This is a genomic window from Micromonospora sp. WMMB235, assembly GCF_001855515.1.
GTDB lineage: Bacteria > Actinomycetota > Actinomycetes > Mycobacteriales > Micromonosporaceae > Micromonospora > Micromonospora aurantiaca.
The window spans coordinates 5,392,057-5,416,296 of sequence record NZ_MDRX01000001.1; the positions used below are offsets into that span (position 1 = coordinate 5,392,057).

A 24,240-nucleotide genomic window follows, 5' to 3' on the forward strand; every position below is an offset into this window, starting at 1 on the left:
GACTCCCCGGCCGCAACCCCGCACCCCGCCGCGCCGTCAACAGTGCAGGTGAACGTGTGGGGGCGGGAGGGCACATGCGGGACGCGGACAGCTTCGACGACTTCTACCGCAGCACGTCGGGACGGGCCGTCCGGTACGGCTACGCGGTGGCCGGCGACCCGGCCGAGGCCCAGGATCTCGTGCAGGAGGCGTACGCCCGGGCCTGGCGGCAGTGGGCGAAGCTCGCCGGCCATCCCGCGCCGGAGGCGTGGCTGCGGCTGGTGATCAGCCGGCTGGCGACCGACCGGTTCCGGCGGCTGCGCGGGTGGCGCCTCGCGGCCAGCCGCACCGGCCCGCCACCCGATGTCGGACCGCCCGGCGAGGACACCGTGCTGCTGGTCGCGGCGCTGCGGCAGCTCCCGCCCCGGCACCGGCAGGCGCTCGCCCTGCACTACCTGTTCGACCTGCCGGTGGAGGAGATCGCCCGGGAGGCCGGCGTGCCCACCGGCACGGTGAAGTCCTGGCTGTCCCGGGGACGGGCCCGGCTGGCCGAGCTGTTGCCCGGCGTCGCCGCCGAGGAGCTGGAGGTCAACGATGTCGCGTGAACTGCACCGCTACTACCGGTCCCTCGCCGCCGACACCGACGAGCGGGTGCTGCCGGCACCGGACCGGCTGCGCCGCAGCGCCGACCGCTGGGCCCGGCGCCGCGCCGCGATCACCGTCCTGGCCGCCGCCGGGCTGGTCGCCGGCACGGTGGCCGGAAGCCGGCTGGTGCTCGCCGCCGGGCCGGGGCCCGTCCCGGTTCCACCCCCCGCGGGTACGCCCACCCCGCGGCCGTCGGCCGCCGCGCCCTCGGTCGCGCCGTCGCCCACCACGCCGCCGCCGGCCGTCGGCCGTACCTCCGGCTCGCGCAGTCCGATCGTGACCACCACGCCTCCGGCCGCGGCGACCCCGACCACGATCCCGGACCGGGCGTTCTTCGTGCTGCCCGCCGCGAACGACGCCGGCACCGGCAACTACTTCGGCCCGGGACCGGTCCTGCCGGTGCTGTGCGGCGCGACGCCCGGCGACGAGCGGGTCGTCGCGCAGCGGGCCCGGTCGCTGCCGTACCGGCGGGCCGGCGCACCGGCCGACGAGGTGCCGTCCGGCAACTACCGGCACAGCATCACGATCTACCGGTCCGGCGGCGCCGGCGCGGCGCTGGCCGAGCTGCGCGGGGCGGTACGGGCGTGCCCCGAGCAGCCCGCCCGGGGCACGCCGCCGGTGACGGTGCGGCAGCGTCTGCTGCCCGACAGCGGGTACGGCGACGAGTCGGTGCTGTTCGAGACGCGGACGCCGTACCGGGACGCCAACGGCGATCCGAGCGGCGGCGACGAGGTGCACCTGGTACGCGCGGTGCGCTCCGGCGACGTGGTGACGGTGCTGTGGGAACAGGGCTGGGAGAGCACCTCGACCCAGCGCGCCCAGTTCGACGCGGACAGCCGCCGGGCGGTCGAGGCGATCCGGCGGTGGCTGGACTGAGTACCCGTTTTGCGCCCGCCCGGGTCGGTGCGCTACGGTTGTCGAGCCGACGCGGGGTGGAGCAGCTCGGTAGCTCGCTGGGCTCATAACCCAGAGGTCGCAGGTTCAAATCCTGTCCCCGCTACTCGTGACGAAGGGCCCCGGAGTTCTCTCCGGGGCCCTTCGCCGTTCCTGCCCGAGGCGTCCCGGGAACGGTCGGCAGCGGATCCGGGTACCCGGCTGATCTCCAGGATCGGGGTGCGATAAGCTTTGTGAGCCGACGCGGGGTGGAGCAGCTCGGTAGCTCGCTGGGCTCATAACCCAGAGGTCGCAGGTTCAAATCCTGTCCCCGCTACCAAGGTGCAGGCCCGGAATCCACGGATTCCGGGCCTGCACTCATTCCGGGGCCGTCTCGGTGAGGGCGAGCAGTTCCGCGCGGGCCAGCCGGAGCTGCTCGTCAGTGACATAGGCGGTGCCGATGCCGATGGCGAGTCCCTCCGCGGCGTACCGGACGGCCCAGACGCGGCCCGGTGGCAGGCCGTCGGCCTCGAAGGCGCGGTTCCAGCGCGCCGGGTCCTCGGGATCCACCGCGAGCACGTGCTCCATGCTGTCGATCCCGAGTTGCGCGAGCAGGCCGGTGGCGCTGTTCAGTTCCGCCAGGTACGCGCTGTCCCCGGTGAGGGCGCGCACGTAGCCGCGGGTGAAGGCGCCGGGCCGGTCGTCGCCGGGGTCGACGTGGGCGTTCACCTCCTCCCAGAATCGGGTGATCACCTGCTCGACCAGTGCGGCGAACAGGTCCTCACGGGACGGGAAGTGGTGCATCAGGCCGCTCTTGGTGACACCCGCCTCCCGGGCGATGGCGGCCAGGCTGACGTTGGCGCCGTGCCGGGTGACCACCCGTTCGGCGGCGTCCAGCACGGCCCGCCGGGTGCGTGCGCGATCGCGGATCGGACGACGGTCAGTGGCCGGCACGAGCACCCCCAGCAGCCACGGGCTCGGAGGGGATGACCTTCCAGGCCACCACCGAGGCGCCGACCAGGATCACGGCGGCGACGAAGGTGGCGGACTGCATCGCCTGGGCGAAGGCGTCCTGCGCAGCGGCCACGACGCCGGGCGCCGGTGACCCGTACACGGCCGCGGCCAGGGAGTCCTCCGCCAGCGCCCGATCGGCGGCGGTGGTCCCGGCGGGGAGCGTCAGCGACGAACGGTAGAGCAGCCCGTGCAACGAGCCGAGGACGGCGATGCCGAGCGCGCCGCCCAGCTCGTACGCCGTCTCGGCCACCGCCGACGCGGCGCCCGCGCGCCGCTCCGGGACGGCGCCGACGACGGCGTCCGTCGAGAGCGTCATGGCGACACCGATGCCGAGCCCGATGACGGCGAGGCCGATGCCCAGGCCCCAGTAGCTCCGGAGGTCGACGCTCGTCCCCATGACGGCGAGCCCGACGGCGGCGACAAGCAGTCCCAGCCCGATCGCGCGGCCCGCCCCCAGCCGCGACAGCAGGACGCCGATCAGTGCCACGACGAGCACCGCGGCGAGTGTCCCGGGCAGCTCGGCGGCGCCGGCCTTCAGGGGGCCGAAGCCGCGAACCAGCTGGAGGTACTGGGAGAAGAAGAACAGCAGCCCCAGGAACCCGAAGATGGCCAGCACGTTGGCTGCAAGCGCGCCCGAGAACGCCGGCACCTTGAACAGCGAGACGTCGAGCAGCGGCACCGCCAGCCGGTTCTGCCGCCGCACGAACCACCATCCGGCCAGCAGCCCGACAGCGGTGGCCGCCACGGTGAGGGCGTCGACGCCGTCACTGAACAGACGCTTGAGGGCGAAGACCAGCGGGACGATCGTGACGATGGACAGCGCCGAGGAACCCACGTCGATCCGCGCCGGCGCCTCGCCCTTCGACTCCGGCAGGAGCAGCCGTCCCGCCACCAGCGCCAGCACCATGACCGGCACGTTGATCAGGAAGACCGATCCCCACCAGAAGCGCTCCAGCAGCGCGCCGCCCACCAGCGGGCCGAGCGCGGCCCCGGCGGTCGCCCCGGCCGACCAGAGCGCGATGGCCCGGGCGCGCTGAGCGCGATCGGCGAACATCGACCGGACGATGGAGAGCGTCGACGGCATCAATGTGGCGCCGGCCAGGCCGAGAAGCGCACGGGCCGCGATCAGCACCTCCGGGGTGGAGGCGAAGGCCGCCAGCACGGACGCCGAGCCGAACCCCACAGTGCCGATCATCAGCAGGCGCTTGCGGCCGATCCGGTCGGCCAGGTTGCCCATCGTGATCAGGAGCCCGGCGAGCACGAAGGCGTAGATGTCCCCGATCCACAGGATCTGCGTGGCGGTGGGCCCGATGTCCTCGGTCAGTGACGGGACCGCGAGGTAGAGGACCGTCCCGTCGACGGCCAGGAGAAGGACCACGAGGACGAGTACCACGAGGGCTGCCCATTCCCGCTTCCCGGCGAGGGCCGGTGCGGGGACCGAGGGCGGGGAGGAGGTCACCAGGAAACCGTAACAGTCCAAATGGACGGCTAATCGTGAGTAAAGCCACCCGGCCTGCGGCGACGACGCGACGTGTCCGGAGACATCCGCCCTGTCCGCCGTGCCCCGGTTGCAGGCCTCGGCGAGGATGGGGACATGTCTGCATGGAACAAGTGGTGGGGCCGCCTGGGCGCGGTCCTCGGTACGGTCGTGCTCTCGGTCTTCGTACCGGTCGCGGCCTGGGCGTCGTCCGGCACCGGCGAGATCGTGGTGGAGGCGGCGCGCCGGCGGTCCCGTGGCGGGTTCGGCATCCTCGGCCTGCTCTGCTGCCTCGTGGTGGTCGGCGGCATCGTGCTGCTCGTGGTGCTGCTCACCCGCGGCCGCCGCAACCGCCCCCCGCGCTGACACCCCTGCCCGCCCCGCCCGCGCCGGGCGGGGCAGGGCGGGTCACTCGGCGAGGGCGGCGTTCGCCTGCGCCATGAAGCGGGAGGTGGCGGTACGGGCACCGGCCCGCTTGCCGCGGATGCTCTCGGCCGCGTCGATCAGCAGCTCGCGCACCTCGGCGTGCCCCTTCGGCGGCGGCGCGGGTGACGGGCCGGCCAGGTCGTCCAGCTCGGCGCCGAGCGCGGCCATGCGCTTCTCGGCCCGGCCGGTCACCTCCGCGCCGACGAACGAGCGCACCTGCTTGCTGGTGTTCAGGCCGCGCTCGACGCCGAGGAGCCGGCCGGCGGCCACGTTCGTGGTCAGGAAGTCGAGCACGTCGACCACCGCCTCCGGGTGGCGGGTGCCCCGGAAACCGGCCCAGTACATCGATGCGCGCGGCCACTGGGCGGCGGGCGTACCCGGGAAGGCGACAGCGCCCAGCTCGTCGTCGGTCAGGCTCTGCAACTCGGGCAGCTGGTGCGACCAGGCGAAGGAGGCTGCGGTGTGCCCGGTGACCACGAGCTGGCGGGCCAGCTCGCCGCTGTCGGCCTGCTCGACCAGCGCGGCGCTCGGTGTGGCCCGGTCGAACCGCGCCACCTCCCAGAACTCGAACCAGGCGAGCAGTTCGGCGGAGCTGAAGCCGAGCTGCCGCCCCTGGTACAGCTCGCTGCCCTGGCCGCGCAGCCAGAGCCAGAACGCCCGGTAGTCGCCGGAGGCGTCCATGGTGCCGGCCACCCGGTTGCCGGAGGCGCGCGTGACGCGCGCGGCCCAGCTCACGTACTCCTTCCAGGACATGCCGGTACGCGGCTCGGGCTGGCCCAGCCGGCGCAGCAGCCGGCGGTTGAACACCAGCGCCGCGCTCGTCTGCGCGGCCGGTACGCCCACCGTGCGCTCGTCCACCCGGCCGTAGCGGGCCAGCTGCTCCGGCACCTCGCGCAGGTCGAGCCGATCGTCGGCGACGTACCGGGTCAGGTCGAGCAGGATGTCCCGGCCCGCGTACTCGGCGAGCAACGTGTCGTCGATCTGGAACAGGTCCGGCGCGTTCCCGCCGGTGGCCTGGGTGGCGAGCCGGTCGTAGTAGCCGCCCAGCCCCTGCCAGGTCACCCGGAAGCTGACCCGCGGGTTCTGCTGCGAGTACAGCCGCAGCGCCTGTTCCGTGGCCGCGGCCCGGCGGGCGCCGCCCCACCAGAACACGGACAGCTCGATCGGGCCGTCGTCGGCGGCCACCTCCTCCGGGCTGCACCCGGTGAGCAGCGGCAGCCCGCCGACGATCGGCAGCCCGGTGAGCGCGCCGAGGAACCGTCGCCGGTCGAGCCCGGGACGGGGTACGGACTGCGGAGCGCGCAAAGGTCTCTCCGAAGGTGGGGTGGACGGATCATTTCACCGGCCCCCGGCGGGGTGTCAACGCCGGGCGGGCCCGGTGGGCGCGCCGGGCGACCCCCGGCGGTCATGGTGTACTAGCGCCGTGGAACTTCTGCACTCGGGCAAGGTCAGGGACGTCTACGCCGACGGCGAGGACCTGATCCTGGTCGCCACGGACCGCGTCTCCATCTACGACGTGGTGCTGCCGACCCCGATCCCGGACAAGGGCCGCCTGCTCACCGCGCTGTCGCTGTGGTGGTTCGAGCAGCTGTCCGACCTGGTGCCGAACCATGTGATCTCCGCGACGGACGTGCCGGCGGAGTTCGCCGGCCGGGCGATCCGCTGCCGGCGGCTGGACATGGTGCCGGTCGAGTGCGTGGCCCGGGGCTACCTGACCGGCGGCGGCTTCGCCGAATACCAGCGCACCGGCTCGGTCTCCGGGGTGCCGCTGCCCCGCGGCCTGGTCGAGGCGTCGATCCTGCCCGAGCCGATCTTCACGCCGTCGACCAAGGCGCCGAAGGGCGAGCACGACGAGCCGATCACGTACGAGCAGGTGGTGGACAAGGTCGGGCCGGAGGTCGCCGAGCGGCTGCGGCAGATCACCGTCGACGTCTACCGGCGCGGCGCGGAGATCGCCGCCGAGCGGGGCATCCTGATCGCCGATACGAAGCTGGAGCTGGGCTGGGCGCCGGACGGCACGCTGGTCCTCGGCGACGAGGTGCTCACCTCCGACTCGTCCCGGTTCTGGCCGGCCGAGTCGTACCAGCCGGGCCGCGCCCAGTTCTCCTACGACAAGCAGTACGTGCGGGACTGGGCCACGTCGAGCGGCTGGGACAAGCAGCCGCCCGCCCCCGAGGTGCCGGCCGAGGTCATCGAGGCGACCCGGACCCGCTACGTCGAGGTGTACGAGAAGCTGACCGGCAACAGCTGGGACTGACCTCACGTGCGGGTCGAACTGCGACCCGGGTCGGTGCCGTTCTCTGTGCCCAGGGGGTGCAGCGCAACAAGTCGAATGGTGGCGTCTGTCAAACCCATTTGCGACGGTTCCCCGAACTGCGACAGAAGCGCCTGCCGATTCGATGCGCAGCGTAATGATGCATTGACATGTTGCCATGTCGATGGCAGGCTGCGAGTTGGAGGGCATCTCCACAAAAGACGGGGGAGGCAGATGGCCGGCCATGGCAGGTTGTCACGACGTTCATTGATCTCTGGATCGGCGGCTCTGGTGGCGGGTGCCGCCGGCGCGGCGGCTGTCGGTGTAACCGCCGCTAATGCCGCAGCTCCGACAAGCTCACCTGGCCGAGCCCGCATCGCCAGGGTGATCAGAAGCTCCGGCGGCGCGGCCGAGGTGGAGGTGTTGTCGTCCTCCGGGTCCGTGGTCGCCAGACATGTGGCACCGGTGACCGGCTTCCCCGCCGGCTGGCAGCTCCAGCCGGGCGACCGGGTGATTCTCGCCGGCATGCTGGACGAGTCCGGCTCGGGAGCCGTCATGCCGCTCGTCGAGCCGATCCGTGGCCACCTGGAGGGCACGTCGGGGTCATCCGCCCGAATCGCCGGGCGAACGGTCAGGTTGCAGAATCCGGGAACGACGGTCTCGCGAAGCGCGACGTCCGAGGAATCGATCGCCTTCTGCGTCAAGAATGATGTGAACGGCGAACTCTCATGCGTGAGTGTGAAGCCGGTGTCTGCATTCGCGACGCTTCCGAAGAATTCCTAGACCGCCTCACCCAAGGACTTGTCAATGGATACGTTGGTTTCGCCTGCCCAAAATACAACTGCGTCCGTCCAATCATCTGGCTCTGGTCGGCTCGAACCGATGACTGACGGGCGCCGCGGCGTCCTCAAGTTCTTCGGCCGCGGAGGGCTCGCTATCGTCGCCGGGCTGTCCGGCGTGTTCGCGGCCTCCAGGCCCGCCGCAGCCGGCCTTGCGTCGCCTTGCTGCTCACTTGCCAGCAACACGAGGTGCAGTGGGTGCGACGAGAGGTTCTCCTGCAGCAAGGGCTACAAGAGGTACTGGTGGTGCCAGGCGGGCATGCGCATCATCGGTTGCGGAGAATGCCAGAGGGACAGCGGTACTTGCTGGCAGGGCGGTGTCTACTACTGCTCCATCTGGTGGGACGACGGCGCCGGGTGCGGATGACGGCATCGGCTGCTGATCGAGGCAAGAGGGTAACCGCGTGGTTCTGTTTTCGGCACTTGTTGCCTTTGCACTGACTGCCGTGTTCGTCGTCGGTGGGGTGGAGAAGCTCAGAGCGCAGTCCTCGTTCGGCTCGACATTGGCCGGCCTGGGAGTGCCGGACGTTCTGATTCCACCCCTCCGTGTCCTGGTGCCGGTCGCAGAACTCGGCACGGCCGTCGGCCTGATGCTGTTTCCTGCGATGGCGTGGCCCTCGGTTGCCGTGGCCGCTCTCGGCGTGGCCTTCGCCGCAGCCGGCGCGCTGAGTCTGCGTGCCGAACAGCCCGTTGCCTGTTCGTGTCTGGGCGCTGCCGCGGACGGACTTCTCGGCCGGAAGCAGATCATCCTTCTTCCGCTGTGGCTGGCGGCGGCTGCTGTGCTCACCTTGTCCCCGCCGCAGTGGTCCGTTTCGCAGGGTCTGAATCTCCTGGCCCTGGCCGTCGTCGCCTCCTCCGGGCTGCACGCCGTCAAGGTCGTTCGAGCCTGGCGGAACGACGCGGCCTACCGGGCGGCCATCGAGGAGGCCGCGGAGTCTCGGGCCGACATTGTCGTCGGCCTCCACACGATTGAAGGGGTTCGATGACAATAGCTTTGTCGGTGGCCGTCGTGCTGCTGGGAACGCTGCTCCTGCTGCTTCTCGGCTCGCAGGTCGAGATGTACCGGACCATCGAGCAACTTCGGGAGTACAGCGGTCTGGTCGACCGGCCGATCCCGCTCGATCTGCCGGCCGACCGCACGCCGAGCAGAGCCGGCCTGCCGGCGACTCTGGACACCGCGGTCCGGGGGGTCGTGCTTCTGCTCTCCGACCGATGCGGCACATGCCGCTCGATCGCCGCCTCGCTGGACGGCAGCGTCCACCCCGACCTCTTCCTGGTCGTCGAGCCCGGCCAGGGGGCGGACGGCGCCGGCGAGCTCGCGCTGAGCTACCGGCTGGATCCCGAGCGGACTCTGATCGACCGCGATGGCAAGATCGCCTCCGGACTGGGGCTCAAGCTGACGCCTGCCGCAGTCGTCATCGAGCATGGGCGGATGACCCGCGCCAGTAGCATTCCTTCGATCCGGCAACTCGAACTCGTCCGCGCCTCGGTACGTGACGTCGGTGGCTCCCGGCAGGCTGCGGTGGCGCCGGAGAATGTATGACCGCTCCGTCTGATTTCGTCGTTCCGGCCATGGTGGTCCTGGCCATGACCGCGGGCTTCGCCCAGTTGTTCAGTCCTTGAGGCGTTTCGTTCGTGGGGATGTTGCGTCCGCTGGCTCTCAGCGGCACCCCTCGAACCCCTCTGGTGCAGGGGGGCAACTCACTCGCTCACCGGTTCCGTGACGCAGGACTGCCGACAGGGGCGCTCTGTGCCGGATTCCTAGTCTCAGCGACCGCACTCTTCGGCATCGCCAACTTCGTCGGCATGGCCCTCGGCACGTACCTGCTTCCGGAGAAGGCACGCCTGGCGGCAGCACTGGTGTGCATCGGCGCGCTGATCGTGCTGGACGTCCTGTCGTTCCGTCGCCGCACGATGTGCCCGATCACCTTCCGCCGTCAGACCCCGAAGAACCTGGTCTTCCGCTACGGCAACACCAGGGGGGCGCTGATCTGGGGACTGGACACCGGACTGGCCGTGACGACGTTCCGGATCTCCGCCGCGACATGGGCCTTGATCGTTCTCGGTCTGCTCAATGTCGCGCCCTGGTGGCAGGGCATCGCGTACGGCGTGGGATTCGGCCTGCCGATCGCAGCGGCCATTCTTCTGGTGCCACCCCGGCCCGACCGTGAGGACGGCACGTCGCGGGAGCCGCACTGGATCTCGGGGATGTTGAACCGGCACCGTCGATTCGCGCAGGTCGTCACGCTGCTCACCGCCGTCGTCGGGTTCGTGGCCGTTGCCCAGACCGTCGCATCCTGAACCGCTGCAGGGCCGGCGCCTCCGTGGGGCCTGGCGGGCCGGGCCACGTCCGGGGCGGACGCGATCATGCAGGGGACGACGCTCACCGACCCGGGTCGGAGGATCGGGCTAGTCGACCCAGTCGAGCGTGCGCCGCACCGCCTTGCGCCACTGGCGCAGCTCGTGCTCCCGGTGCGCCGGGTCCATCGTCGACTCCCACTGCGCGTCCGATCGCCACTTCTCGCGCAGCGTGGCCAGGTCCGGCCAGAACCCGACGGCCAGGCCGGCGGCGTACGCGGCGCCGAGGCAGGTCGTCTCGGTGATCCGGGACCGCACGACCGGCACGTCGAGCACATCGGCGAGGAACTGCATCAGCAGCTCGTTGCCGGTCATCCCGCCGTCGACCCGCAGCCGGCGCAGCGCCACGTCGGAGTCGGCGTTCATCGCGTCCACCACCTCCCGGGTCTGGAAGGCCGACGCCTCCAGCACCGCGCGGGCCAGGTGCCCCTTGGTGATGTAGCCGGTCAGCCCGGCGATCACGCCCCGGGCGTCGCTGCGCCAGTGCGGGGCGAACAGGCCGGAGAAGGCCGGCACCACGTAGCAGCCGCCGTTGTCGTCGACGGTGCGGGCCAGCTCCTCGACCTGCGGGGCGGAGGAGATCAGGCCGAGGTTGTCGCGCAGCCACTGCACGAGCGAGCCGGTGACCGCGATGGCACCCTCCAGCGCGTACACGGCGGGCTGGCCCTCGATCCGGTACGCCACGGTGGTGAGCAGGCCGTGCCGCGACGGCACCGGGCTGGCGCCGGTGTTGAGCAGCAGGAAGCTGCCGGTGCCGTAGGTGCACTTGGCCTCGCCGGGCTGGAAACAGGTCTGCCCGAACAGAGCCGCCTGCTGGTCGCCGAGCGCGCTCGCCACCGGCACCCCGGCCAGCACGCCCTGGGCGGTGCCGTACACCTCGGCCGAGCTGCGGATCTCCGGCAGCACGGCGGCCGGGACGCGCAGCGCGTCGAGCAGCTCCGGGGCCCAGTCGAGCGTCTCCAGGTCCATCAGCATGGTGCGGCTGGCGTTCGTCACGTCGGTGACGTGCCGGCCGGTCAGCTTCCAGATCAGCCAGCTGTCCATGGTGCCGAACAGCACCTCGCCGCGCTCGGCCCGCTCGCGCAGCCCGTCGACGTTGTCGAGCAGCCAGCGCAGCTTCGGGCCGGCGAAGTAGGTGGCCGGGGTCAGGCCGGTGCGGGCCCGCAGCCGCTCCTCGTCGTACGCCTCGGTCAGCTCCCGCAGCAGCGGGCCGGTGCGGGTGTCCTGCCAGACGATGGCGTTCGCCACCGGACGGCCGGTCTCCCGGTCCCACACCACAGTGGTCTCGCGCTGGTTGGTGATGCCCACCGCGGCCAGCGACTCGGTGCCGATGTCGGCGCTGGCCAGCGCCTCGCGCACCACGTGCTCGACGTTCGTCCAGATCTCCTCGGCGTCGTGCTCCACCCAGCCGGGCCGGGGGAAGATCTGCCGGTGCTCGCGCTGGGCCACGGCGACGATCTCACCGGCCCGGTCGAAGACGATGCAGCGCGAGGACGTGGTGCCCTGGTCGATGGCGGCGACGAACTCTGCGGTCACGGCAGCACCGTACCCGCCGCGAGCGTCCACCGTCTCCCTCCGGCGGCCCGTACGATCATCAGACGTGCGTGACATTGCCGTGTTCAGCGGATCAGCCCATCCCGACCTCGCCGCCGAGATCTGCGCCCACCTCCACGTCCCGCTGCACCCGGTACGGGTGTCCCGGTTCGCCAACGACTGCCTGGAGGTGCAGTTGCAGGCGAACTGCCGGGAGCGCGACGTCTTCCTCATCCAGCCGCTGGTGCCGCCGGTGCAGGAGCACCTGGTCGAGCTGCTGCTCATGATCGACGCGGCCCGCGGCGCGTCGGCCGCCCGGATCACAGTGGTGCTGCCGCACTACGCGTACGCGCGTTCGGACAAGAAGGACGCGCCGCGCATCTCCATCGGCGGCCGGCTCGTCGCCGACCTGCTCACCTCCGCGGGCGCGGACCGGGTGCTGGCCATGACGCTGCACTCGCCGCAGGTGCACGGCTTCTTCAGCGTCCCGGTGGACCACCTGCACGCGCTGCGCGAACTGGCCGCCCACTTCAAGGGGTACGACCTGAGCAACGCGGTGGTGGTCTCGCCGGACCTGGGCAACGCCAAGGAGGCCGCGGCGTTCGCCCGGATGCTGGGTACGCCCGTGGCGGCCGGCGCGAAGCAGCGTTTCAGCGACGACCGGGTGCAGATCAGCACGATCATCGGTGACGTGGCGGACCGGGACGTGATCGTGCTGGACGACGAGATCGCCAAGGGCAGCACGGTGATCGAGCTGATCTCGCATCTGCGGGAGCGGCGGGTCCGCTCGATCCGGCTGGCCTGTACGCACGGCCTGTTCTCCAGCGGGGCGCTGGAGCGGCTGGGCGGGCAGGAGGGCGTCCTGGAGATCGTCTGCACCAACACGGTGCCGATCCCGGCGGAGAAGCGGGTGCCGAAGCTGGAGGTGCTGTCGGTGGCGCCGGCCCTGGCCGAGGCGATGCGGCGGATCCACAACGGGGAGTCGGTGAGCGCCCTGTTCGCCTGACGCCGGCGGCGGGGTCAGCCGTCCAGCGGGCCGGTGGCGGGCTGGCGGGTGGCGAGCGCGGCGGTGATCCGGACGACGGTGCCGGCGTCGCCGGTCTCCACCTCCATCGCGTCGCTCAGCTCCCGGGCCAGCCAGAGGCCCCAGCCGCCGGCGGTGTCCGGCGCGGGCCGCTCGCGGTCGCGCAGCCGCCGTTCGCTGATCCCTGGCCCGTGGTCGGCGACCTCGCAGACCAGTTCGCCGTTCCGCTCCCAGAGCCGCAGCCAGCCCTGCCCGCCGCCGTGCCGGACCGCGTTGGTGATCAGCTCGTTGATCGCCAGCACGAAGTCGTCCAGCCGCTGGCCGGACAGGCCCGAGCCGTGCGCACAGGAGGTGACCGAGTGCCGCAGCCCGGTCACCTGCGCCTGGTCGAAAGCCGTGGCGAGAAGCAGGGAAGGTTCGATGGGCACAACCGTACGCGGTGCGGGGAGTTCTGCGTCTGTCATGACCCCGTCCCGACGATGGTTCTCGACGACTTTCGCGGCATTTCCACCGTACGTCAGGGTTTCTCGGGCCGCACCGCCCGGGGTGCCCTGGACCGGCTGTGACAGGGTGTCGCACATGCCGTCGTCCTCCGGCCTCGAGGGCCCCTTCTGGCGATCGATAGCGGTGTTCCGCTTCGCCGCGCTCGCGTACGTCGGACTGGTCGTGCTGCGCGACGCGGACCGCTACGCGCACCCGGTCGCCGCGGGCGGCGTCCTGCTGGCGATGCTGGCGTGGAGCGGCGTGACGGCGGCCGGTTACGGCCGTCCGGCCGGGCGGCGCTGGCCGCTGCTCCTGGCCGACCTCGGCGTGGTGCTGGCGATCATCCTGGTCACGCCCTGGGTGGTGGGCCGCGCGGCGCTCGCCGCCGGGGTGCCGATGCTGACCGCCGCCTGGCTGGCCGGGCCGGTGCTCGCCTGGGCGGTCTCCGGCGGGCGGCGGCGCGGCGCGGTGGCCGCGATCGTCCTCGGCGGCGCCGACCTCGCCACCCGCGACCGGATCAGCCCGTCCGCGCTGACCGGGGCGATCCTCATGCTGCTCGCCGGCGTGGTGGTCGGGCACGTGGCCCGGCTGGCGGTGCAGGCGGAGGAGCGGTTGCAGCGGGCGGTGGAGCTGGAGGCGGCCACCCGCGAGCGGGAACGGCTGGCCCGCGACATCCACGACTCGGTGCTCCAGGTGCTCGCGCTGGTCCGGCGGCGCGGCGCGGACCTGGACGGCGAGGCGGCCGAGCTGGCCCGGCTGGCCGGCGAGCAGGAGGCGGCGCTGCGGGCGCTGATCGGCCGGGCGGGCGCGCCGCCGGACCCGGGCGGGGACGAGCAGGATCTGCGCGACCTGATCGACAGGTACGCCTCGGCCACCGTCGTGGTGTCCGCGCCCGCCACACCGGTGCCGTTGCCGGCGCGGGCCGCCGGTGAGCTGGGCGCTGCGGTCGGCGCGGCGCTCGACAACGTGGCCCGGCACGCCGGCGGGCGGGCCTGGGTGCTGATCGAGGACGAGGAGGAGACGGTGACCGTCTCGGTACGCGACGAGGGACCGGGCATCCCGGAGGGGCGGCTGGCGGAGGCCGCCGCGCAGGGGCGGCTCGGGGTGGCGCAGTCCATCCGGGGCCGGGTGGCCGACCTGGGCGGCGAGGTGCGGATCGTCTCCGCGCCCGGCGCCGGCACCGAGATCGAGCTGGTCGTGCCGAGGAGCCGCGGGTGAGCATCCGGGTGATGGTGGTCGACGACCACCCGATGTGGCGCGAGGGTGTGGCCCGTGACCTCACCGAGGCGGGCCACCAGGTGGTGGCGACCAGCGGTGAGGGGCGGCAGGCGGTACGGGTGGCCGCGGCGGCCCGTCCCGACCTGGTCGTGCTCGACCTCCAGCTGCCGGACATCTCCGGCGTCGAGGTGATCCGGGGCCTGCGCGCCGCGCTGCCCGACGTGCGGGTGCTCATGCTCTCGGCCAGCGGCGAGCCGCAGGGCGTGCTGGACGCGGTCAAGGCCGGCGCCACCGGCTACCTGATCAAGTCGGCCGCACCGGCGGAGTTCCTGGACGCGGTGCGCCGCACGGCGGCCGGTGAGCCGGTGTTCACGCCCGGCCTGGCCGGGCTGGTGCTGGGGGAGTACCGGCGGCTGGCCGCGGAGCCGCCCGCCCCGCACGACGACGCACCCCGGCTCACCGAACGGGAGACCGAGGTGCTGCGTCTGGTCGCCAAGGGGCTGTCCTACAAGCAGATCGCCGACCGGCTGAGCCTGTCCCACCGGACCGTGCAGAACCACGTGCAGAACACCCTGGGCAAGCTCCAGTTGCACAACCGGGTCGAGCTGACCCGGTACGCCATCGAGCGGGGCCTGGACGACTGAGCGGTCAGCGCGCCTCCGGCGGCCGGGTCTCGTGCACCGCCAGCTCCTCCGCGCTGGCCCCGCCACCGGCCGCGCCCGCGTCGTACGCGACGTTGTCGGTCTCCTGGTCGGTGTGCGCGCCCTCGTCCGGCTCGACCAGCCGGCCCACCTGGTGGTCGGCGACGGTACCGAGCTGGCCGTGGTCGTACACCGACACCGGGGAGTGCGGGTCCGAGACCGGGCCCGGGTCGATCACGTCGGCGTCGAGCTGGGCCTGCGCGGCGGCCTCCTCGCTGTCCGCCTCGGCGGCGATGTCCGGGTCGACCGGGCCGGCGAGCGGGTCGTCGGCGGGGCGCTCGTACTGCTCGCGCTGGAGCTTGTAGTCCAGCGACTCGCCGTCGAGCTGCTCCTCCGCCGTGGTGCCGAACTGGTCCACTGCGACCGGCGTGCGGTCACCGGGGAGCTGGGCCGGCTCGGGGCCGTCCGCCTCGCGCCCGGTCAGCACGTCGTCGTTCGCGGTGGAGTCGTCGTCGGCGGTGTCGGGCAGGCCCGCCGCCTCGGGATCGGACACGGGGGTGGGGTACTCGTCGTCGCGCATGCCCGGGAACTACCCACTGCGCTACCCGGCCTAACCGCGACCGGCCGGGTGGATCGGGAGAAACAGTGCGAAAAGCACCTCAGTTGCGGTACGCCGCCTCGTCCTCGGCGTACAGCACGCACCACACCACCTTGCCGTCGGGCAGCGCCGTGCTGCCCCAGCGCCGGGCCACCGTGTCGATGAGCAGCAGCCCCCGCCCGCCCACCGAGTCCACCGGCGCGGGCCCGCCGTACGTGGGCCTCCCGGTCGAGTGGTCCCGGACGGCCACGTGCAGCGCGCCGCCGCGCGGGGCCAGCCGGAGCGTCATCGGCGTGACCGCGTGCGCCACCACGTTGTTGACCATCTCGGTGACCGCGATGCAGGCCGGCTCGGTCAGCTCCGGCAGTCCCCACCTGGCGCAGCCGCCGGTCACCAGAACCCGCGCCTCCCGGGCGGCCTCGGCCACCGGGGGCAGCTCGGCGTCGAGCGGCTCGGGCGGGGCGTCCGGTGGCGGCCCGTGCGGGTCGAGCAGCAGCCGCGCGGCGGGCCAGTCGTCGACCGCCCGGCAGACCTCGTCCAGCGCGTCGCGTGCCACCGGGTCGGGGATCCGCACCCCGGACAGGTCCACGAGCAGCACCCCGGGGTGCCGCCACAGCCGGGCGAGCAGCGCGTCCCGTACGGCCTCCACCTCGGAACGGTCGAGGACCCCGGTCAGCCGGACCGTCGGGGAGGACTCGTCGGTCTCCACCAGGCAACGCGCATCCGTCGGCATGATCGCCCCATTGTGCACGTCGGTCCGCGCCCGCGCACCGGTCCGGTCGACGGGACTCACGGCCGGCCGGCCCGGGACCGGCGGCTGAGCGCCGCCACCGTGCCGACAGCCGTGCCGGCGGCCAGCCCGACCGCCGCGGTCAGCCGCAGCACCTGCCCGCGCCGGCCGGACCATCCGTCGGTCCGCTCCGCCGCCGAGTCCGGCGTGAACACGGCGCCTGTGGAGTCGTCGCGTACGCCGGGGCCGAACTGGGTGCGCGCGGTGTACCAGCCCAGCACGCGCTCGGCCAGCGCCGGGGCGAGCCGCCACTGGAGCCCGATCAGCCGGGCCGCGCCGCCCGCGTACGCCTCGCGCCGGGGCCGGCGCAGCAGCCGGACGATCGTCTCGGCGACCATCTCGGGCGGGTACACCGGCGGCGGCGGGGTCAGCTCCCGGCCGGAGTGATTGGCCGCGTGCCGGAAGAACGGCGTGTCGATGGTGGCGGGCAGCACGGTGCAGATCGAGATGTTCCCCCGGCCGGTCACCCGCAGTTCCTGCCGCACCGTGTCGGCCAGCCCGCGGATCGCGTGCTTCGTCGCGTTGTACGCCGACTGGTACGGCATCGCCACCTCGGCCAGCACCGAGGCGTTGTTGACGAGCACCCCGCCGCCGGCCGCGCCCAGCCAGGGCAGCGCGGCCCGCGTCCCGTACACGGCGCCGAGCAGGTTCACGTCCACCACCCGGCGGAACTCGGCCACCGGGATCTCGTCGAACAGCCCCACGGTGCCCACTGCCGCGTTGTTGATCCACGCGTCGATCCGGCCGAACTCGGCCACCGCCCGCCCCGCCAGCCGCTCCACCGCCTCCGGGTCGGTCACGTCGGTGGGCACCACCAGGGCGCGCCCGCCCAGTTCCCGGCAGAACGACGCGACCCGGCGCAGCGCGGACTCGGTCCGGGCGGCCAGCACCACGTCGGCGCCCCGGCGGGCCAGCGCGTACGCGGTGGCCGCGCCGATCCCGCTGGAGGCGCCGGTGATGACGACTGTGGCGTCGGAGAGGCTGCGGGTCAGCGGCATTCCCCGTCGGTACCCCGGGCCGGGGCGGTCATGCCGACCGTTTTCGCCGGTGATCGGCATCGGTCGGCTGTCCCGCCCACGGGACGCACTGGCCGGGTGACCCCGATCTGTCAGGTTTGGACGCACCGGACCTGGGTTAATGGGACGCTCTGACCGGAGACCCCGCTCGCGAGAAACGCATGGAGGTGCACCATGCGCGTCGGCCTTGTATGCGCGCACGCCGGCTCGTCCACCGACGGTCCCACTGTCGGGACGCAGGAGCACATTGCGCGCGTGGCGGCGGAGCTCGCCGCCCGGGGCCATGACGTCCGCGTCTACGAGCGTCGTGCCGCGTCCGCCCAGCCCGCCCTGACCGAACTCGACGGCTACCGGGTGGAACGTGTCCCGGTCGGCCCGCCCGACATGCTCTCCACCGCTGAGCTGGTCCCGTTCGTCGCCGAGTACGGCCGCTGGCTGGCCGGGCAGTGGGCCGGGGACTGGACGCCCGACGTGGTGCACGGGCACTACTGGGTCGGCGGGCTGGCGGCCGCCCACGCGGTACGCGCGACCGACATCCCGGTGGTGCAGACGTTCCACTCGCTCGGCGTGGAGCAGTTGCGTCACCTCGGCCGGGAGTACAGCGGGCCGGGGGAGCGCATCCCGCTGGAACGGGCGCTGACCCGGGCCGTGGACGTGGCGGTGGCCCAGTGCAACGACGAGGTCGACGAGCTGACCCGGATGGGCCTGCAACGGACGTCGGTGGCGATGGTGCCGACCGGGGTGGACACCGGCCAGTTCCACCCGGACGGCGAGGCGGCGCCGCGGGACCAGCGGCCGCGGATCCTCTCCGTCGGCGGGCTCGCGCCCGGGCACGGCCAGGACGACCTGATCCGGGCGATGCGGCTGGTCGGTGACGCGGAGCTGGTGATCGCGGGCGGCCCGCCGGCGGAGCGGCTGGACGGGCACACCGAGGCGCGCCGGCTGCGCGAGCTGGCCGAACGGGCGGGCGTGGCGGAGCAGGTGAAGCTGGTCGGCGCGGTGCCGCACGACCAGATGGCCACCTGGTACCGCTCCGCCGACCTGGTGGCCTGCACGCCGCACTACGCGTCGGCCGGGCGGGTGTCGCTGGAGGCGATGGCCTGCGGCGTGCCGGTGGTCGGCTACGCCATGGGCGGCATCGCGGACGCGGTGGTGGACGAGGTGACCGGCAAGCTGGTGCCGCCGGGTGACGTGCGCATGCTCGGAGTCACGCTGCGCCGGCTGCTGTCGGACAACGCCGGCCGGTTCGCGTACGGGCACGCCGCGGTGGACCGGGTCCGGTGCAGCTACACCTGGGAACGGACCGCCGCCGCGCTGGAGCGTCTCTACGAGCGGGTGATCGGTCGGCGCCGCCCGGCTACTCCGATCGAGCCGACGCCGGTCGAGGTGACGCCGCCGGTCGAGGTGGTCGTCTCCGAACGCGGGCCGGTCGAGGCGGCCTGAACCGGCACCATCCCGGCGCCCACCATTGCCTTCTGGCGGGCGCCGGCGTGGTGGTGCTGCGGTTCGGCGTACCGGGTCAGGCCGACCACCGCCGCGAGCGTCACCAGGAAGCCGAGCCCGGCCAGCCACTCCCGGCCGGGCCAGATCTTGTCGTTGAGCAGCAGCAGGCCGACGATCGCCGCTGGTACCGCGCCGGCGGCGTCCATCGCGGCCACCGCCGCCGTGGTCGACCCGCGCTGCATGGCCAGCCCGAGCAGCAGCTGGCCGATCACCGAGTGGACGATCAGCAGGTAGAGCAGCGGGTCACGGACGAACGCCTCCACCGACCCGGCCGAGGCGAGCGGGCGGGCCGCCACCGCGGCGGCGGAGAACGCCATCCCGGCCAGTGAGCCGAGCACCACCGACCCGAGCGCGCCGTGCAGCCGGGCGGCGAAGAAGCCGGAAGCGGCGATCGCGACCACCGCCACCGCCAGGCCGACCAGCCCGGCGGTGCCGAGCTGCCGCGACGGCGCGGGCTGGGCGGAGAGGACGAGCGCGGTGATGCCGGCGAACAGCAGCACCAGCAGCACCACCTCGGCTGCGGGCAGCCGCCACTTGAGCACCAGCACGCCGAGGACGGCGGTCACCCCGAGCCCGGCCGCCACGCTGGCCTGGACCAGGAACAACGGCAGGTCACGGCGGGCCAGGAAGGCCAGCACGAAGCCGACGACCTGGCAGGCCAGGCCGATCAGGTACGTCCGGTGCCCGGCGAGGCGCAGCAGCAGCCCGGGATCGAACGTGTGGTGCACTGTGGTCCGCGCGGCTGCGACCGACTGGAGAAGGTTGGCGAAGCCGTACGCGATGATCATCGCCGCCAGGAAGCACCAACCGGAGGAAACCACCTGGCGAGGATAGAGGCTTCCCCCGGGTCAGCGCTCGGCTGGACGGCCGAGCCGGGCCAGGATGTCGTCGTGCAGCGCCCCGTTGCTGGCCACGGCGCTGATGTCGGCGGAGTCGGCGCCGGCCGGGGCGGGCCGCCCGGCCAGGTCGGTGACGATTCCGCCCGCCTCGGTGACGATCGGGACCAGCGCGGCGATGTCCCACAGCGACAGCTCGGGCTCCACCATCACGTCCAGTGCCCCCTCGGCCAGCAGCATGTAGCCGTAGAAGTCGCCGTACGCCCGGCTGCGCCAGGTGTCGCGCATGAGCTGGAGCACCGCGTCCAGCCGCCCGGCCTGCTCCCACCCGGTCAGCGACGAGTAGCAGAAGCTCGCGTCGCCGAGCGCTGTCACGCCGGAGACCCGGATCGGCGTGCCGTCCGCCGGACCGGTGCCGGCGAACGCGCCCGCGCCGAGCGCGCCCCACCAGCGGCGGCCCAGCGCCGGGGCGGAGACCAGGCCGAGCACCGGCCGGTCGTGCTCCAGCAGCGCGATCAGGGTGGCCCAGACCGGTACGCCCCGGACGAAGTTCTTCGTGCCGTCGATCGGGTCGATCACCCAGCGCCGCCCGTCGGGGCCGGCCGGCGGCTGCTCGCCGTACTCCTCGCCGAGCAGGCCGTCACCGGGACGGTGCTCGGCCAGCAGCGCCCGGATCTCCCGTTCGACGGCGGTGTCCGCGTCGGAGACCGGCGTCAGGTCCGGCTTCGACTCGACGCGCAGGTCGAGCGCGCGGAACCGGGCCGAGGAGACGGCGTCCGCGGCGTCGGCGAGCAGGTGGGCGAGGGCGAGGTCGTCGGCGTACCCGGTCATGACTGACACGCTAGTGGCGGCGGCCCGGCCTTCGACGGCGGGTCGCCGCCGGTCTGCCGCTCAGGACCCGGCGAGCGGGTCGCCGGGGTTGCGCTCCGGCTCGCGCGGGTCGCCCTCGCCGCTGCGGGAGGCCAGCAACCGGCGGTACGAGGCGAGCCGGCGCGCGTCGGCCTTCCCGGCGGTCACCCAGGCGTCGAGCGCGCAGTCCGCCTCGTCGGCGGTGTGCGGGCAGTTGGCCGGGCAGTCGACTGTCGCCTCGACCAGGTCGGGGAAGCCGTGCAGCAGGCTCTCGGCGGACACGTGGGCCAGCCCGAAGCTGCGTACCCCTGGGGTGTCGACGATCCAGCCGGTGTCGCCGTCGGCGCCGGGCTCGGCGGGCAGGCGCAGCGCGACCGCGCTGGTCGACGTGTGCCGGCCCCGGCCGATCGCGCTGACCGTGCCCACCGCCCGTTCGGCGTCCGGGACGAGGCGGTTGACAAGCGTCGACTTGCCCACCCCGGAGTGGCCCACCATCACCGAGACCCGGCCGGCGAGCAGCGCCCGCAGCGCGGCCAGGTCGGAGTCCGGGCGGATCAGCACGTACGGCAGCTCCAGCTCGGTGTAGTAGCCGAGCACCGCCTCCGGGCCGGCGAGGTCGGCCTTGGTGAGGCAGAGCAGCGGCTCGATGCCGGCGTCGTACGCGGCCACCAGGCAGCGGTCGATGAACCCGGTACGCGGCGGCGGGTCGGCGAGCGCGCTGACGATCACCAACTGGTCGGCGTTCGCCACCACCACCCGTTCCAGCCGCCCCTCGGCGGTGGTCTCGTCGTCGTCGGCGGTACGCCGCAGCACCGAGGTCCGCTCGGCGATGCGCACGATGCGGGCCAGCGCGCCCGGCGCACCGGAGGTGTCCCCGACCAGCCCCACCCGGTCGCCCACCACCACCGACTTGCGTCCCAGCTCGCGGGCGCGCATGGCGGTCACGAGCGGCGCGTCCGGTCCGGCGCCGGGGATCACACAGGTGTAGCGGCCCCGGTCGACGGCGATGACGAAGCCGTCGACGGCGTCTGCGTGCAGGGGCCGGGTGCGTGTACGCGGGCGCGAGGACCGGCCCGGTCGTACCCGGACGTCGTCCTCGTCGTACTCGCGCCGCTTCGTCGTCAGGACGTCCCCCCCGCTGTCAGTTCTTGCCTGTCACCATCCCCGACCATAGTGCCGGGAACTCCGGCATGGTCTTGGAGGTGCACGCCACGTCGTCGACCTCGATGCCGGGGACGGCGAGCCCGGCCACCGCCGCCGCGTGCGCCATCCGGTGGTCGGCGTACGTGCGGAACGTCCCGCCGCGCAGCGGCCGGGGCCGGATGTCCAGGCCATCGCGGGTCTCGGTGATGTCCGCGCCGAGCGCTGTGAACTCCTTGGCCAGGGCGGTGACCCGGTCGGTCTCGTGACCGCGGATGTGGCCGATGCCGGTGAGCCGGGACGGGCCGTCGGCGAGCAGCGTGAGCGCGGTCAGCACCGGGGTCAGCTCGCCCACGTCGGAGAGGTCGGCGTCCAGCCCGCGCACGGTGCCGGTGCCCCGCACCGTCAGGCCGTCGGTGCCGAGGCTCACCTCGCCGCCCATCCGGTGCAGCAGCTCGCGGAGCTGCTCGACCGGCTGGAGGCTGCTGCGCGGCCAGCCCTGGAGCGTCACCTCGCCGCCGGTGACCAGCGCGGCGGCGAAGAACGGCGCGGCGCCGGACAGGTCCGGTTCGATCTCCCACCCGCGCCCGGACAGCGGGCCCGGCTCGACCGTCCAGACGTCGGGCGTGGTGTCGTCGACGGCGGCGCCGGCGGCGCGGAGCATCTGCACCGTCATCCGCAGGTGCGGCGCGGACGGCACCGGCGGCCCCTCGTGCCGGACCACGACGCCCCTGTCGAAACGCGGCGCGGCGAGCAGCAGACCGGAGACGAGCTGGCTGGACGCGGAGGCGTCGATCACCACGTCACCGCCGGTCACCCGCCCCGCGCCGAGCACGACGAGCGGCAGGCTGCCGGCCGCTGGCGCGTCGATGCGGACGCCGAGCGTGCGCAGCGCGCCGATCAGCGGCCCGAGCGGGCGGGTCCGGGCGTGCGGGTCGCCGTCGAACGTGACCCGCCCGGCGGCCAGCCCGGCCACCGGGGGCAGGAAGCGCATCACGGTGCCGGCCAGGCCGACGTCGACGTGCGCCGGGCCGGCCAGCGGGTAGGGACGGACCAGCCAGCGGTCGTCGTCCGAGATCGACATGTGGGCGCCGAGTGCGCGCAGGCCACCGGCCATCAGTTCGGTGTCCCGGGCGCGCAGTGGACGGGCGAGTGTCGACGGCCCGCCGGCGAGTGCGCCGAGCACCAGGGCCCGGGCGGTCATCGACTTGGAACCGGGCAGGCGCAGCGTCGCGGCGACCGGGTCGCTCGCGGTCGGCGCGGTCCACGGCTGCGGCGGACTCGTCGCGGTCGGATTGCTCACCGTTACATTCTGCCAAGCTCACGGGCCGGTGGAACCGCCCGTCGCCGCTGCTCCCGTTGGGCGGGACAGCCGGAACGTCCGGATGCGGCTAGCGTGGGCGCCATGTGCGGGAGGTACGCCACGACCCGGAGCGCCGCCGATCTGAGCGCGCTGTTCGAGTCGGCCGACGAGACCGGTGGGGTGGCGCCGGACTACAACGTCGCGCCGACCGACCCGGTGCCGCTGGTCCGGCTCGGCCCGGAGGGGCACAGGCTGCTCTCCCTCGGCCGCTGGGGCCTGCTCCCGCAGTGGTCGCGCAGCGCCGCCGGGGCCGCCCGCATGATCAACGCGCGGGCCGAGACGGTCGCCACCAGCCGGGCGTACGCGCCGTCCTTCGCCCGCCGCCGCTGCCTGGTCCCCGCCGACGGGTGGTACGAGTGGGTCCGCCTCGCCGACGGCGGACGCCAGCCCTACTTCATGACCCCGCGGGACGGCTCGGTCCTGGCCTTCGCCGGCATCTGGTCGGTCTGGGAGTCGGCGGGCGCGGCCCGGCTCACGTTCAGCGTGCTCACCACCGCTGCGGTCGGCGAGCTGGCCGAGGTGCACGACCGGATGCCGCTGCTGCTGTCGCCGGAGCGCTGGGCGGAATGGCTCGGCCCGGCCGAGGAGCCGGCGGAGCTGCTCAAGCCGCCGGACGCCGGCCTGCTCGCCGGGCTGGAGATCCGGCCCGTGTCCCGGGCCGTCGGCGACGTCCGCAACGACGGCCCGGAGCTGATCGCCGCGGTGGCTCCGGCGGGTGTCGGGACGGCCGCCGGACCGACGCTCTTCTGATCACGCTCCGCCACATTTGCGTGCCCCGTTTGCCGGGGTTGGGCCGGAAAAGTCGCCCGGACGTTCAGTCAGTTTCATTGAAGACTCTTGTCCTTACGTATTCGAATGCGATAGAACACAGCGCCGGTGATGGGCGTCTGTTCGCACGGGGCGGATGACACCCATCGATCTTGTAAAGATCTACGCCGGTTCCCACGGGGGAGGTGGGTGTATTGACACGGGCACGTATGCCGCGTCCGCACGAGGTAGCCGCCGCGCGGCGCGATCCGCGACTGCTGCGGGCGCTGAGCGAACGACGCCAGGACGACGCGTGGCGCACCAGAGGCACCTGTCAGAACGTCGATCCGGAGACGTTCTTTCCGGCACCGAACGAACCGGCCGACGCGGCGGTGGCGCTCTGCCGCACCTGCGACGTCCAGGGCTCCTGCCTGGCCTGGGCGCTGGAGGTGGGCGACTGTCACGGCGTCTGGGGCGGCACCACGCCGCGTGAGCGGCGCGCCATGCTGGTGGCCTGGCGCAGCGAGGTGCAGCCGGATCCGGACGCGCTCGACGACGCCGGTCCGCCGGTGCGCGACCGCCTGCTCACGCTGGTCCCGCTGAGCTGATCCCGACGTCGCCCGTGGCCCGCTCC

26 protein-coding genes and 2 tRNA genes are annotated in these 24,240 nt (G+C 73.3%); 16 read left to right on the forward strand and 12 right to left on the reverse strand.

Annotated features, from left to right (window positions below):
* Positions 1-74 precede the first annotated feature (74 nt).
* The 4 genes from BFV98_RS23930 (at position 75) to BFV98_RS23945 (ending at position 1,837) form a co-directional block, all read left to right on the forward strand.
* Positions 75-584 carry an RNA polymerase sigma factor gene (locus BFV98_RS23930; protein ID WP_013288396.1) on the forward strand — a complete coding sequence of 170 codons (510 nt, stop codon included), beginning with the start codon at positions 75-77 and terminating at the stop codon, positions 582-584.
* On the forward strand, positions 574-1,500 hold the full coding sequence (locus tag BFV98_RS23935; RefSeq protein ID WP_013475253.1) for a hypothetical protein: 927 nt from the start codon (positions 574-576) through the stop codon (positions 1,498-1,500). Before BFV98_RS23930 ends, BFV98_RS23935 begins: the two co-directional genes overlap by 11 nt.
* A 50-nt stretch (positions 1,501-1,550) precedes the next feature.
* A tRNA-Met gene (locus BFV98_RS23940) sits at positions 1,551-1,624 on the forward strand.
* A 136-nt stretch (positions 1,625-1,760) separates the two neighbouring features.
* Positions 1,761-1,837, forward strand: a tRNA-Met gene (locus tag BFV98_RS23945).
* 38 nt (positions 1,838-1,875) lie between these two features.
* On the opposite strand, the gene BFV98_RS23950 is transcribed toward BFV98_RS23945, so the two are convergent.
* Complete coding sequence (locus tag BFV98_RS23950) at positions 1,876-2,397, reverse strand: TetR/AcrR family transcriptional regulator (RefSeq protein ID WP_255368217.1); 522 nt, start codon at positions 2,395-2,397, stop codon at positions 1,876-1,878.
* Between the two features lie 40 nt (positions 2,398-2,437).
* Entirely contained in the window at positions 2,438-3,970 is a 1,533-nt protein-coding gene (locus BFV98_RS23955; protein WP_071097850.1) for an MFS transporter, read from the reverse strand.
* 135 nt (positions 3,971-4,105) lie between these two features.
* Here BFV98_RS23955 and BFV98_RS23960 point away from each other — a divergent pair, with 135 nt between their 5' ends.
* On the forward strand, positions 4,106-4,354 hold the full coding sequence (locus BFV98_RS23960) for a hypothetical protein (RefSeq protein ID WP_013288392.1): 249 nt from the start codon (positions 4,106-4,108) through the stop codon (positions 4,352-4,354).
* 42 nt (positions 4,355-4,396) lie between these two features.
* Here BFV98_RS23960 and BFV98_RS23965 read toward each other — a convergent pair whose 3' ends face one another.
* The gene (locus BFV98_RS23965) at positions 4,397-5,719 is read right to left on the reverse strand and encodes an ABC transporter substrate-binding protein (protein ID WP_013288391.1); all 1,323 of its coding nucleotides are present in this window, start codon (positions 5,717-5,719) and stop codon (positions 4,397-4,399) included.
* A gap of 118 nt (positions 5,720-5,837) precedes the next feature.
* On the opposite strand from BFV98_RS23965, the gene BFV98_RS23970 reads away from it, so the two are divergent.
* The 5 genes from BFV98_RS23970 to BFV98_RS23995 all read left to right on the forward strand — a co-directional run bounded on the left by BFV98_RS23970 (position 5,838) and on the right by BFV98_RS23995 (position 9,808).
* Entirely contained in the window at positions 5,838-6,671 is an 834-nt protein-coding gene (locus BFV98_RS23970; RefSeq protein ID WP_030273884.1) for a phosphoribosylaminoimidazolesuccinocarboxamide synthase, read from the forward strand.
* Positions 6,672-7,133: 462 nt separating this feature from the next.
* Positions 7,134-7,451: a hypothetical protein gene (locus tag BFV98_RS32345; protein ID WP_157551531.1), complete on the forward strand. Its 318-nt coding sequence runs from the start codon at positions 7,134-7,136 to the stop codon at positions 7,449-7,451.
* Positions 7,452-7,911: 460 nt separating this feature from the next.
* Positions 7,912-8,493 (forward strand): MauE/DoxX family redox-associated membrane protein, encoded by a 582-nt coding sequence (locus BFV98_RS23985; protein ID WP_047892761.1) that lies wholly within the window; start codon positions 7,912-7,914, stop codon positions 8,491-8,493.
* 14 nt (positions 8,494-8,507) lie between these two features.
* Positions 8,508-9,050 carry a hypothetical protein gene (locus BFV98_RS23990; protein WP_198039684.1) on the forward strand — a complete coding sequence of 181 codons (543 nt, stop codon included), beginning with the start codon at positions 8,508-8,510 and terminating at the stop codon, positions 9,048-9,050.
* Positions 9,051-9,313: 263 nt separating this feature from the next.
* Positions 9,314-9,808 (forward strand): hypothetical protein, encoded by a 495-nt coding sequence (locus BFV98_RS23995; protein ID WP_071097851.1) that lies wholly within the window; start codon positions 9,314-9,316, stop codon positions 9,806-9,808.
* Between the two features lie 108 nt (positions 9,809-9,916).
* On the opposite strand, the gene glpK is transcribed toward BFV98_RS23995, so the two are convergent.
* Complete coding sequence (glpK, locus tag BFV98_RS24000; protein ID WP_218128567.1) at positions 9,917-11,401, reverse strand: glycerol kinase GlpK; 1,485 nt, start codon at positions 11,399-11,401, stop codon at positions 9,917-9,919.
* 64 nt (positions 11,402-11,465) lie between these two features.
* Here glpK and BFV98_RS24005 point away from each other — a divergent pair, with 64 nt between their 5' ends.
* Positions 11,466-12,404: a ribose-phosphate pyrophosphokinase gene (locus BFV98_RS24005; RefSeq protein WP_013475258.1), complete on the forward strand. Its 939-nt coding sequence runs from the start codon at positions 11,466-11,468 to the stop codon at positions 12,402-12,404.
* A gap of 14 nt (positions 12,405-12,418) precedes the next feature.
* On the opposite strand, the gene BFV98_RS24010 is transcribed toward BFV98_RS24005, so the two are convergent.
* Complete coding sequence (locus tag BFV98_RS24010) at positions 12,419-12,886, reverse strand: ATP-binding protein (protein WP_071097855.1); 468 nt, start codon at positions 12,884-12,886, stop codon at positions 12,419-12,421.
* 115 nt (positions 12,887-13,001) lie between these two features.
* On the opposite strand from BFV98_RS24010, the gene macS reads away from it, so the two are divergent.
* Both macS and BFV98_RS24020 read left to right on the forward strand, forming a co-directional pair.
* The gene (macS, locus tag BFV98_RS24015) at positions 13,002-14,123 is read left to right on the forward strand and encodes a MacS family sensor histidine kinase (protein WP_013475260.1); all 1,122 of its coding nucleotides are present in this window, start codon (positions 13,002-13,004) and stop codon (positions 14,121-14,123) included.
* Positions 14,124-14,134: 11 nt separating this feature from the next.
* Positions 14,135-14,767 carry a response regulator transcription factor gene (locus BFV98_RS24020; protein ID WP_030275127.1) on the forward strand — a complete coding sequence of 211 codons (633 nt, stop codon included), beginning with the start codon at positions 14,135-14,137 and terminating at the stop codon, positions 14,765-14,767.
* 4 nt (positions 14,768-14,771) lie between these two features.
* On the opposite strand, the gene BFV98_RS24025 is transcribed toward BFV98_RS24020, so the two are convergent.
* The 3 genes from BFV98_RS24025 to BFV98_RS24035 form a co-directional block, all read right to left on the reverse strand.
* Positions 14,772-15,344 (reverse strand): DUF5709 domain-containing protein, encoded by a 573-nt coding sequence (locus BFV98_RS24025; RefSeq protein ID WP_013288384.1) that lies wholly within the window; start codon positions 15,342-15,344, stop codon positions 14,772-14,774.
* 79 nt (positions 15,345-15,423) lie between these two features.
* Complete coding sequence (locus BFV98_RS24030) at positions 15,424-16,095, reverse strand: ATP-binding protein (RefSeq protein ID WP_082171333.1); 672 nt, start codon at positions 16,093-16,095, stop codon at positions 15,424-15,426.
* Between the two features lie 56 nt (positions 16,096-16,151).
* Positions 16,152-17,150, reverse strand: a complete 999-nt coding sequence (locus BFV98_RS24035; RefSeq protein WP_041784191.1) for an SDR family oxidoreductase — start codon at positions 17,148-17,150, stop codon at positions 16,152-16,154.
* 192 nt (positions 17,151-17,342) lie between these two features.
* On the opposite strand from BFV98_RS24035, the gene BFV98_RS24040 reads away from it, so the two are divergent.
* Positions 17,343-18,611 (forward strand): glycosyltransferase, encoded by a 1,269-nt coding sequence (locus tag BFV98_RS24040; RefSeq protein WP_013475263.1) that lies wholly within the window; start codon positions 17,343-17,345, stop codon positions 18,609-18,611.
* Here the strand turns inward: BFV98_RS24040 and BFV98_RS24045 are convergent.
* The 4 genes from BFV98_RS24045 to aroA all read right to left on the reverse strand — a co-directional run bounded on the left by BFV98_RS24045 (position 18,494) and on the right by aroA (position 22,799).
* A complete protein-coding gene (locus BFV98_RS24045) occupies positions 18,494-19,459 on the reverse strand; it encodes a hypothetical protein (RefSeq protein ID WP_030275121.1) in 966 nt (321 codons plus the stop codon). The genes BFV98_RS24040 and BFV98_RS24045 overlap by 118 nt on opposite strands.
* Before the next feature lie 60 nt (positions 19,460-19,519).
* The gene (gene hisN / locus BFV98_RS24050; protein WP_013288379.1) at positions 19,520-20,338 is read right to left on the reverse strand and encodes a histidinol-phosphatase; all 819 of its coding nucleotides are present in this window, start codon (positions 20,336-20,338) and stop codon (positions 19,520-19,522) included.
* Between the two features lie 60 nt (positions 20,339-20,398).
* Positions 20,399-21,334, reverse strand: coding sequence for a ribosome small subunit-dependent GTPase A (gene rsgA / locus BFV98_RS24055; RefSeq protein WP_071097858.1), 936 nt, complete (start codon positions 21,332-21,334; stop codon positions 20,399-20,401).
* A 163-nt stretch (positions 21,335-21,497) separates the two neighbouring features.
* Positions 21,498-22,799, reverse strand: a complete 1,302-nt coding sequence (gene aroA, locus BFV98_RS24060; RefSeq protein ID WP_047892768.1) for a 3-phosphoshikimate 1-carboxyvinyltransferase — start codon at positions 22,797-22,799, stop codon at positions 21,498-21,500.
* Between the two features lie 102 nt (positions 22,800-22,901).
* On the opposite strand from aroA, the gene BFV98_RS24065 reads away from it, so the two are divergent.
* Entirely contained in the window at positions 22,902-23,609 is a 708-nt protein-coding gene (locus tag BFV98_RS24065; protein WP_071097860.1) for an SOS response-associated peptidase, read from the forward strand.
* Between the two features lie 212 nt (positions 23,610-23,821).
* A complete protein-coding gene (locus BFV98_RS24070; RefSeq protein ID WP_013288375.1) occupies positions 23,822-24,214 on the forward strand; it encodes a WhiB family transcriptional regulator in 393 nt (130 codons plus the stop codon).
* The last annotated feature ends 26 nt before the right edge of the window (positions 24,215-24,240 follow it).

Coding starts and splice junctions, on each gene's coding strand:
- BFV98_RS24010 (WP_071097855.1), bottom strand. CDS start 12,886: ATGACAGACGCAGAACTCCCCGCACCGCGTACGGTTGTGCCCATCGAA.
- macS (WP_013475260.1), top strand. CDS start 13,002: ATGCCGTCGTCCTCCGGCCTCGAGGGCCCCTTCTGGCGATCGATAGCG.
- BFV98_RS24025 (WP_013288384.1), bottom strand. CDS start 15,344: ATGCGCGACGACGAGTACCCCACCCCCGTGTCCGATCCCGAGGCGGCG.
- BFV98_RS24030 (WP_082171333.1), bottom strand. CDS start 16,095: ATGCCGACGGATGCGCGTTGCCTGGTGGAGACCGACGAGTCCTCCCCG.
- BFV98_RS24065 (WP_071097860.1), top strand. CDS start 22,902: ATGTGCGGGAGGTACGCCACGACCCGGAGCGCCGCCGATCTGAGCGCG.
- BFV98_RS23930 (WP_013288396.1), top strand. CDS start 75: ATGCGGGACGCGGACAGCTTCGACGACTTCTACCGCAGCACGTCGGGA.
- BFV98_RS24035 (WP_041784191.1), bottom strand. CDS start 17,150: ATGCCGCTGACCCGCAGCCTCTCCGACGCCACAGTCGTCATCACCGGC.
- BFV98_RS24045 (WP_030275121.1), bottom strand. CDS start 19,459: ATGATCATCGCGTACGGCTTCGCCAACCTTCTCCAGTCGGTCGCAGCC.
- hisN (WP_013288379.1), bottom strand. CDS start 20,338: ATGACCGGGTACGCCGACGACCTCGCCCTCGCCCACCTGCTCGCCGAC.
- BFV98_RS23960 (WP_013288392.1), top strand. CDS start 4,106: ATGTCTGCATGGAACAAGTGGTGGGGCCGCCTGGGCGCGGTCCTCGGT.
- BFV98_RS23935 (WP_013475253.1), top strand. CDS start 574: ATGTCGCGTGAACTGCACCGCTACTACCGGTCCCTCGCCGCCGACACC.
- BFV98_RS24040 (WP_013475263.1), top strand. CDS start 17,343: ATGCGCGTCGGCCTTGTATGCGCGCACGCCGGCTCGTCCACCGACGGT.
- BFV98_RS24020 (WP_030275127.1), top strand. CDS start 14,135: ATGGTGGTCGACGACCACCCGATGTGGCGCGAGGGTGTGGCCCGTGAC.
- BFV98_RS23995 (WP_071097851.1), top strand. CDS start 9,314: ATGGCCCTCGGCACGTACCTGCTTCCGGAGAAGGCACGCCTGGCGGCA.